Origin of the sequence: Marinilabilia sp., assembly GCF_016278715.1 — a bacterium.
Lineage (GTDB): Bacteria > Bacteroidota > Bacteroidia > Bacteroidales > Marinilabiliaceae > Marinilabilia.
Map to the genome: position 1 here is coordinate 1 of NZ_JADQBH010000023.1, position 9,114 is coordinate 9,114.

The 9,114-nt window shown below is 41.9% G+C and carries 6 protein-coding genes; 1 reads left to right on the forward strand and 5 read right to left on the reverse strand.

Going from position 1 to position 9,114, the window contains the following annotated elements; translation table 11 throughout:
• On the forward strand, positions 1–198 hold a 198-nt coding region (locus tag QZZ43_RS01390), incomplete at its 5' end, for an Acyl-CoA dehydrogenase C-terminal domain-containing protein (RefSeq protein ID WP_291855382.1).
• Positions 199–869: 671 nt separating this feature from the next.
• Here the strand turns inward: QZZ43_RS01390 and QZZ43_RS01395 are convergent.
• From QZZ43_RS01395 to QZZ43_RS01415, 5 genes are read right to left on the reverse strand one after another with little or no spacing between them, the layout of a single operon-like run.
• Entirely contained in the window at positions 870–1,637 is a 768-nt protein-coding gene (locus QZZ43_RS01395) for a LytTR family DNA-binding domain-containing protein (protein WP_291855384.1), read from the reverse strand.
• 12 nt (positions 1,638–1,649) lie between these two features.
• Positions 1,650–2,729, reverse strand: a complete 1,080-nt coding sequence (locus tag QZZ43_RS01400; RefSeq protein WP_291855387.1) for a sensor histidine kinase — start codon at positions 2,727–2,729, stop codon at positions 1,650–1,652.
• 9 nt (positions 2,730–2,738) lie between these two features.
• On the reverse strand, positions 2,739–4,169 hold the full coding sequence (locus QZZ43_RS01405; protein WP_291855389.1) for a TolC family protein: 1,431 nt from the start codon (positions 4,167–4,169) through the stop codon (positions 2,739–2,741).
• Positions 4,170–4,173: 4 nt separating this feature from the next.
• The gene (locus tag QZZ43_RS01410) at positions 4,174–7,323 is read right to left on the reverse strand and encodes an efflux RND transporter permease subunit (protein ID WP_291855391.1); all 3,150 of its coding nucleotides are present in this window, start codon (positions 7,321–7,323) and stop codon (positions 4,174–4,176) included.
• A gap of 57 nt (positions 7,324–7,380) precedes the next feature.
• The gene (locus tag QZZ43_RS01415; protein ID WP_367221137.1) at positions 7,381–8,457 is read right to left on the reverse strand and encodes an efflux RND transporter periplasmic adaptor subunit; all 1,077 of its coding nucleotides are present in this window, start codon (positions 8,455–8,457) and stop codon (positions 7,381–7,383) included.
• Positions 8,458–9,114: the final 657 nt, after the last annotated feature.

The window sequence follows — 9,114 nt, forward strand, 5'->3', positions numbered from 1 at the left end:
CGTTTGGTGGAAATGGCCGGACATATTATCATGGGATATTTGTTGCTGCTGGATACTGAGCGAAATGACAAGTTCCGGAATTCAACTGAGATTTATATTCGCATGGGACGTTCTGAAAACCGTTCTCGTGCCGAATTTATTGCCAATTCTTCACTTGATGATTTAGGACACTTTAAACAAGTTCAGGAGTCTGTATAAAGACAAACCTGAGCGTAAATCATAGAGATAGAAATGCAGGACATCGAAAGGTGTCCTGCATTTTTTGGTTTTTGACCATTTCAGGCATATAAGATTAGGGGATTAGTGTTTTTTTTGCAAAATATTACATTGTTCTTCCTGAGGGTTGTTCATATTGGGCGCTTCATGGTTTGGATTTTTCTGTGATAACTGAGTTCCCGATCTGTCATCGCTCCGCGGTTTAAGTTGGTGCTGGCTTCAATGACATTGTTACCTTTCTGTCACCGCCCCACTGCTCAGGGTTTGTCAACAACATGCTAGAGATTAATAGCCGCGGAGCTGCCACAGATTCTGTATAGATCTGTTTGATTTTGGCTTTTCCTGGTTGGGGTTTAGAGGTTAATCCCTCCATGCGGCAGGATTTGTAATCCGACCGTCATATAATCCACAAACAACTCAAACAAGCTTTAAAACTTAAGGGTTTAATGAACTAAATTGATTGTTCTCGTTCGGAAAACAGGGGCAGTGAAAACCCTGAATTATCTGTGTAGAAACCAGAGGCAGTGATATTATCTGGTCAGAGACGCACCGCGGAGCATCTCTACGTGCAGAAAACAAGGGAACGAAACCGGCAACCAAAATCCCCGAACCCGAAATTCACAAGTCCCCCAGGGGGGATTTAGTGGGCCCCTCTACTGATTAATCCACTTCTTAAAACTTCTGGCTCTTTCGCGGCTTACCACAATTCTTTCCAGTGTGTCGGGCCGGGTTTTTACAATGAGTTTACCGTTAAACCAGTTTTCCACTTTATGAATGGACTCAATGTTAAGAATAAACTGACGATTTGCCCTGAAAAATATTGCCGGGTCCAACTCTTTTTCTAGCTTATCGAGGGTGAAATCAACAATATTATGATGATTGTCGAATGTGACAGCAGTGGTAATTTTATTTCCACTTACCAGCCATGCAATATTTTCAGTATCTATTTTCTGAAATCCGTCCGCCAGATTTACCAGTAATCTGGAACGATAGGGGTTGGTTCCGGAAGCCAGTAATTTGGAAAGGGATTGGTAGTCGATGGTTGACGAACCAGACTGATTGCTGTTAAATAGACGTTCGTACTTTTCAATGGCTTCGGTCAGCTTTTGCTGGTTGATGGGTTTGAGCAAATAATCAATACTGTTGACCTTAAATGCCTGGATAGCATATTCATCGTAAGCAGTTGTGAATATTATTATAGCTGACACCTCTGTTTTGTCAAATATTTCGAAACTGCTCCCATCAGAAAGTTGAATATCCATAAAAATCAAATCCAACCCTGGAGTTTCCTGAAGAAATTCCACGGTGTCTTCAACACTACCAGTCTCCCCAATAATATCCCATTCCGGCCTGATTTTTTTTATGGTGTCTTTTAACAGCCTGCGGGTTGGAAATTCGTCCTCAACTATTAGAATGTTCATGGTTTTTAAATTTTACTCATCTTGAAAAAGCAATGGGAACTCAACACAAAAAGAGTCTTGCGTTTTTATAATTTTTACGGGTTCTCCCGTAAGCATTTCATACCGTTGCGATATGTTTTCCAGGCCTGTGCCCGTGCCATGAATATTTGTTTTGGGTTGCAGGTTGTTACAAACAGACAAATTTTTTTCGTCTTTTATGCTTATGTCAATGGTTAGCGGGTGCCTTTCAGATGCCTGGTTGTGTTTAATGGCATTTTCGGTTAGTAATTGCAGCGACATGGGAGGGAGGTGGTGCTCCAGATAGCTCTCGGGAATGTTTATGTTCACAATTAGAGAATTTCCCATCCGCTGTTCATGAAGGAATATGAAGTCCTTCAGAAATACTAACTCTTCACGAACAGGAACCGTCAGGTCGTTCTTCTTTTGAAGAAGATAGCGATAAACCTCCGCAAGTCTTTGAGCAAATTCAATGGCCGTTTCCGGATTGTAATGAATTTCTGAAATGAGCGTACTAAAACTATTAAATAGAAAATGAGGGTTGAGCTGATTTTGTAATACTTTGTAATCGGCCACCAGTTTGGCTTGTTTAAGGGCTTCTGCCTCAAGAACTGATTTCTTCCAGTTAAGAAAGAAGCTTTTCAGAAACAGGGTACTGTTGAACAAAAGAACAAAGATGAGACCGAAAATGAAAACCAGAAAAGCGGACATGAAAAAGTGAGGCTGATGATAAATGGTTTTTGGCAGACCAACAAAAGCAATTACCCCAACCAGCAAGGTCCACAAAAAACTCCAGGCCAGTTGTTGCCTGGTTCGCCGAGAAATCTTAAAAAACCAGGGCGATTTTTTATCCAGTATCCTGTTGATGATAATATTCCCTTCACTGATTAGGTTAAAGGCAATAATGGATATAATGAAAGGAATAGCCAAAGGATCCGGAGATTCTCCGTATAAAAAATAGACCAATAAAATGACAAAAAAACCAATGGCAGAAACAATCAAAAATCGGAAAACCGTGGGTTTTATCCCTTTTCCAATTATTGATACCGGTGGTTTTCTAAATTCTTCTGGTATTTGGTTGATTTGTTTCTTCATGGAAAACTGTTACTCCATTTTTAACTGTCCGGTTGCTTTCAGATAATAGGTGTGCATGAGTTTCAGTGTTGTTTCTGCATCAATGTAATCACTTTTTACTTCCTGCCATTGCGCCTGTGCCTCCAGTAAATCCACCAGGGGTTCCATTCCTTCCTCGTAAAGCGCCCTGCTGGTTTCCAGATTCTCTTTTGCTTGCTCCAGAGAGGTATGGGTAAGTTCCAATCGTGTAACTGATTCTTCAAGGTTTAAACGGGCTTGTGCTATTTCCAGTTGAAGAAGTTTTTGGGTTTCTTCCAATTCCATCCGGGCTACTTCCGTCTGAAGTTTTGCTTTCGAAAGCCTGTTTTTTTCTTCGAACCAATTAAAAATAGGGATTTTTACCGAGGCCATAGCAGAGAAAGCCATTTCATCAGTTCCCTGTCCGTTAACTTCCAGTCCTCCCAGGTAACTGTAACCGGCCGAAACACCTATTTGGGGCAGCATTTCTGCACGAGCCATTTTTTCTTCATGCTGTTGAAGCGCAATGGCTTTGTTGAGTAGCTGATATTCCGGCCTTTTTGTAGGTGTATTGATGCTGTCGGTGGTGATTTTCGGAACAGGAGAATGATTATTTTCAGAAATAGTAATTTCCGTATCCAGAGGAAGTCCAATAATGCGGCAAAGATTCATGCGTGCCAGCTGCACTCCGCTGCGGGCTTTTTGCTTCATTAGTATTGCTTGATTTCGTTTCACCTGCACTTTCAACAGGTCGTTTCGTGTGGCCATCCCTTCCTGCTTACTCTCTTCTACTGTTGATACCAGAGAGTCGAGTAACAGTTTGTATTCGTTGGCAGCCCGGTATTTTGCATTTACAGCCAGGTACTGATAGTATGCTGCATCTACGGCCACCATAACTTCCGAAGTTTTGAAAGACATCTGGGTTTCGGACATCTCAATACCCGTATTTGCCATTTTGTTAGCAGCCCTGATTTTCCCTCCCATGTAAATGGGTTGTTCCAGTTGCACTCCTGCAGCAGTGACCCCCTTCATGCCAATATTCAGATGCATGTCGGGCATGAAAGCATACATATTAAATACAGGATTACCATCGGGTCCCATTACAGGTTGGCCGGAATTGGGGTTTATCTGAACATTGGGTTGCATCTGTCCTTGCTGGTCTGGCTTGTAAGTAGGCAGATACCCGCCTTCCAGTGAATATTCCAGAGGATCCGGCTTGTAGAAATAAATTCCTGATGCACTGATTTTCGGCAGATGTTGAGCTTTGGCTATTTTCCCGGAGAGTAGTGCCTGCTGGTGTTTGTTTTCCGATATTTTTATTTGTTTGGAATAATCAAGGGCCATTTCTCTACATTGTTGATGGCTTAGTTCAACCTGTGCATTGACGCCACCGATTGTAATGAGTACAAAAATCAGAACGGAGTTAAATTTATTTATCGTCATCTGTTTAGTCATTTTTTTGTTTTTGGGCTTTTTTGCTTAACGGATGAATAACGTTGTAGAAAAGGGCGTAAAGTAACGGTATCATCAAAAGGGTGATAATGGTGCCAACGAGTAGGCCGGCCATCATGGTTACGGCCATAGAACCAAACATCGCATCATTTATAAGGGGAATCATTCCCAGAATAGTGGTTAAGGAGGCCATCATTACAGGTCTCAGACGGGATGCCGATGCATCCATAAGTGCAGTAAAGCGGTGCTTACCTTCTTTCACCTGTAACTCAACCTCCTCAAGCAAAACCACCCCGTTTTTTATCATCATACCCATTAGTCCCAATGCTCCAACAATGGCTACAAAGCCAAACTCCTTTCCCGAAATCAGCATCCCCAATACAATTCCTATTATTGCCAGGGGAAGGCTGAAAATGATAATGATCGGTTTTTTGTAATCATTGAACAGGGCAATAAGTACAGCTATCATCAAAACTATAGCCAGTGGCAGATACATGAACAAATATTTCTGAGATTCTGAACTGGCTTCAAATTCGCCCTGCCACTCCATGTTATATCCTGCGGGCAAGGTTATGTTTTCAATCTCAGGCAAAATACTTTTCCGAACATCTTCGGCAGTCATTTCCGCCGTGGGGTTGCACTGTGCTTTCATGGCACGCTGGCCATTGTAACGGCGCACAACAGGTTCTTCCCATTGAATGTCAATGCTCCTGACAGCCTGATTCATGGGGACGGCTCCAACAACTGATTCCAGGATTTCGGGAATGGTGAGGGCTCCGGACATTACTGCTTTCAAATGGTCCGGGTCAAGATTACTGATGGCCGGAAGCATACTGAAGGCTGGCGAAGTTTCAAGGTTTTCTACCGGCTCACCATTTTCTTTCGTACTTTTCACATAGATGGGGATTGAGCGGGTTCCGTCGTAAAAATCTCCAATGGGTAGTCCGTCAGTGGCGGTAAGCAAAGACAAAGCAATGTCGGGTCGCGTAAGGCCTGCTCTCCGCGCCATTTGTTGATTGTAATCGGCGACCAACACTTTAGATGCAGGTTCCCAGTCATCCGTAACCAAAATTGCTCCCGGATCTTCCTTCATAATCATTTTTGCCTGAGCAGTGAGGTCTTTTAATACTGCAGGATCGGGGCCTGTAAAGAGGACTTCAACCGGGAATTTTTTATACATCAGGTTGTATCTTTTTACCCGTGCATATGCTTGGGGATAGTTGGTGGAGAGGTATTCCTGTATTTCGGGCAGCATTTCAGGCAGTAATTCAGCGTCTTCAAAATCTACGATTAATTCCCCATAATTCATAGCTGGTTCGGCAATGGAACGAACCAGATTGTAGCGGGAAGGCGTTCCCCCCAAACTGGTGGTGACTTTGGTTATTTCTGGTTGATCCAGCAGATATTTTTCAATTTCAGCCAAATCAGCATCTACTTTCTCTATTCGTGTTCCGGCAGGCATTTTGTATTCGATGTACAACTGATTGTAGGTCAAATCCGGGAAAAAGGTTTGTGGAATCAGCGGAAACAGCAAAGCACTACCTGCCATAAACAGCGTAACAATTCCAATGGCAACTGTTTTGTGGTAAAGCAAGTAGCTGAGCCAGCGTCTGTGGAGAATATAAATTTTTCCACTATAGAGCTTTTTCTTTTCTCCCTCGCTTTCTTTTCTCTTCTTAAATTGTTTGTCCGCCATCATAGGGGCCTGGGTGAGGGCCAAAACCCAGCTTAGCAGCAGAGAAACTGCCAGAACAATGAATAAATCCCGCACATATTCGCCCGAAGTATCAGGCGAGAGAAAAATGGGTAGAAATGCAAAAATTGCAATAAGTGTGGCACCCAGTAATGGCCAGGCAGTTTTACGTGCTGTATTAACCAGTGCTTTTTTCTTATTCATGCCATTATGGAGGTCAATCAGAATGCCATCCACAATAACGATTGCATTATCAACCAGCATTCCCATGGCAACAATAAGTGAGGCCAGCGATACCCGCTGAAGGGTTCCGTTGAACAGGTTCAGTACAACAAAAGAACCCAGGATAGTAAGCAAAAGGCCACTTCCGATGATAATACCACTTCGCCATCCCATGGAAAGCATCAGAATGATTATTACAATGGCCACCGATTGTGCCAGGTTAAACATAAAGGTGGAAATGGCATTACTGACTTTTTCGGGCTGGGAAAAGACTTTCTTAAATTCAACGCCTGCAGGAATTCTGTTTTGTTTGAGTTCCGTTAGTTTTTCATCTACGGCTTCTCCCAGATTTATGACATTGCCTCCGCTTTGCATGGCTATGGAAATGCCCAGAGCAGGCTTCGAATTGTAGCGCATGGCTTCTCTGTATGGAGTATCAAGGGTTCGTTCAATGTCAGCAATGTCGTCCAGTCGGACCTGGTCATCCTCGTGTCCCTGGATTATAAGATTGCGAATATCATCAATATTATCAAAATCGTTATTGACATCTACTCTGATGCGTTCCTGTCCAGCTTCAAAATATCCGGCGTAAACAGTTTCGTTCTGGCTGTTCAGCATCATCAATACTTCGGAGGGGTGTACGCCCAGGTTGGCCATTTTTTCCTGATGAATATTGATGTTGATGCAAGGGGATCTATCCCCGAATATTTTAACCCGCTTTACATCGGGAAGGCTTTCAATCTCCTGTTTGATAAGCATTCCGTAATCATGCATTTCGCTGTAGGAGAAACCATCAACAGTCATGGCATAAAACAAACCGTAAACGTCTCCAAAATCATCAACAACAATAGGAGGATTGGCTTTAGCCGGAAGTTGCGATGCAGCCCGGTTAACTTTTCGGCGAAGGATATCCCATTTTTGCTCGATTTCATCCGGGTCAACGGTTGGATCCAGCTCAACAGTGATTTCCGAATAGTCAGCCTCTGAACGGGACTCTATCTTTTTTAGGTCGCCCATTGTTTTTATGGCCTTCTCCAATACATCGGTCACTTCCAACTCGGTTTCGTAAGCCGATCCTCCCGGGTAAATAGTAACAACCAGGGCCTGTTTAACTTTTATTTCAGGGTCTTCCAGTTTGCTCATCGACTGAAACGACAGGATGCCACCAACGGATAGAACTACGAGGAAGAAATAAAAAAGTATCTTGTTTTTAAAAGCAAATTCCGTCATGTTTAAGCAGATATTGAAAATTGAAATCGTATTTTGAGAGGACTGATACGGAGGTTTTTACATGAGATTTCCCACATTGCTTTTAGTTGGGGCCGGCAATTGACGAACCTTTTGACCTTCTTTCAGACTATGAACACCGGCGCTAATCAGGATATCTGATTTCTTCAGGTCTCCATTAACTATAGCAATTCCCGAAGATTTAATTCTCTCAATTTCAACATTCCGGGAATGGATGGTACCATCATCTTTGTTGATAATCCAGACTTTTGATTCTCCGGTTTTTTCGAAAATTGCCGATAAGGGAATTTCAAATAAAATTCTTTGGTCAGTCATGAATTTTATGAGTACTTCTGCACTCATCCCTGGTAGAATATTGTCTTTAGAATCTGTTTTAAGAGTAAAAAATACCGGATACAGACCATTGAGGTTGGCCTGAGATACAATATTTCTGAGTTCCAGGGGCCATTCCAGACCCGGTAAATTTGCTGACTTGCAGATGAAACCCGAGAAATTTTCTTTTTTAAGATAGTCCTGCGCCGGAATATGTGTGACAATTTCATACTGTTGGCTGTCAATTAAAGAAATAATTGGCATCCCTGCATCGACTGTCTCTCCCTGGTCAAAAAATATCTTGTTTATTTGTCCTGCAAATGGGGCTTTCAGCCTGGTATCTTCCAGTGCATTCTGGTGCGCATGGTATTTTGCTGTAACCTGCTTTAATCCCGAAATGGCCTTTTCGTAATCATTTTCGGAGACTTTGTCTTTGTTGTACAGAGCGGTTATCCTTTCTACTTCTGCTTTAACTTCCCGGTATTTTGCTTCGGTCGCCTGAAGTTGAATCCGATAATCCCGCGGATCTATTTCTGCTACTACGTCTCCTTTTTCAACCTGTTCGCCTTCGTTCACATTTACTTTTAAAATGGGCCCGGCGACTCTGAATGAAAGGTTTATATCTGATGCCGCTCTGATGCGGGCCGGATAGTTTTTTGTTAGCGTAGTTTCCAGCTGCTTCACTTGAGAGGTTTTTACGAAGACAGATGATTCTTCATTTACTTGCGGGGAATGACAAGATGCAAAAATGATGGACATTATTAAAACTGCCGCTGTTTTGAGTCGTATAAGGTTTTTTGTCATTGTAAGGTCATATTTTTTAATGTGAATTTTCCGCACAAAAGTATTTTATTAACCACATAATTTAATAAAAGAATTACTGAAGTCCAATATTTGGTTACTGAAGTGTAGGAAAATAAATAAAAAACGGACTGCAATAGTACAATCCGTTTCCTGTTTTTAGTTTTATGAGCTGATGAGAAACTTTTCTTTATAGAGAGCCCTAACGCCTAGCTATTGATAAAAAACTACTGACCTAATTATCTTTTCAGAGATTCTTCACTTCGTTCAGAAGGACAGAAGCCATTTATTAGTAGGAGATTCTTCGCAAGCTCAGAATGACCCTATAACAACACTTGTCATCCTGAGGAGGAACGACGAAGAATCTGTAATTGTAACAAAGGAATACCTTGTGGGATTTTTTTAAGTACGTTTAAATTGTAGAAGATTCTTCGCAAGCTACCAATGACAGATTTTTGTAACAAGCAAAAAATCAGATAAATAATAATTAGTTCTCTATTAGGAATCTCCCCAATCTGTCATAGACCCATTATGCCTCAAATTTTTTTGAGGTTAGCACTACCAATGACAGAAGCCATTTATTTATAAGAGATTCTTCACTTCGTTACCAATGACGTATTTTTGTAATACGCAAAAAATCAGAAAATTAACAGTTGACTC

Excerpts from the sequence above, each read along its gene's own strand:
- QZZ43_RS01405 (WP_291855389.1), bottom strand. The coding sequence starts at position 4,169 with ATGACGATAAATAAATTTAACTCCGTTCTGATTTTTGTACTCATTACA.
- QZZ43_RS01410 (WP_291855391.1), bottom strand. The coding sequence starts at position 7,323 with ATGACGGAATTTGCTTTTAAAAACAAGATACTTTTTTATTTCTTCCTC.
- QZZ43_RS01395 (WP_291855384.1), bottom strand. The coding sequence starts at position 1,637 with ATGAACATTCTAATAGTTGAGGACGAATTTCCAACCCGCAGGCTGTTA.
- QZZ43_RS01400 (WP_291855387.1), bottom strand. The coding sequence starts at position 2,729 with ATGAAGAAACAAATCAACCAAATACCAGAAGAATTTAGAAAACCACCG.
- QZZ43_RS01415 (WP_367221137.1), bottom strand. The coding sequence starts at position 8,457 with ATGACAAAAAACCTTATACGACTCAAAACAGCGGCAGTTTTAATAATG.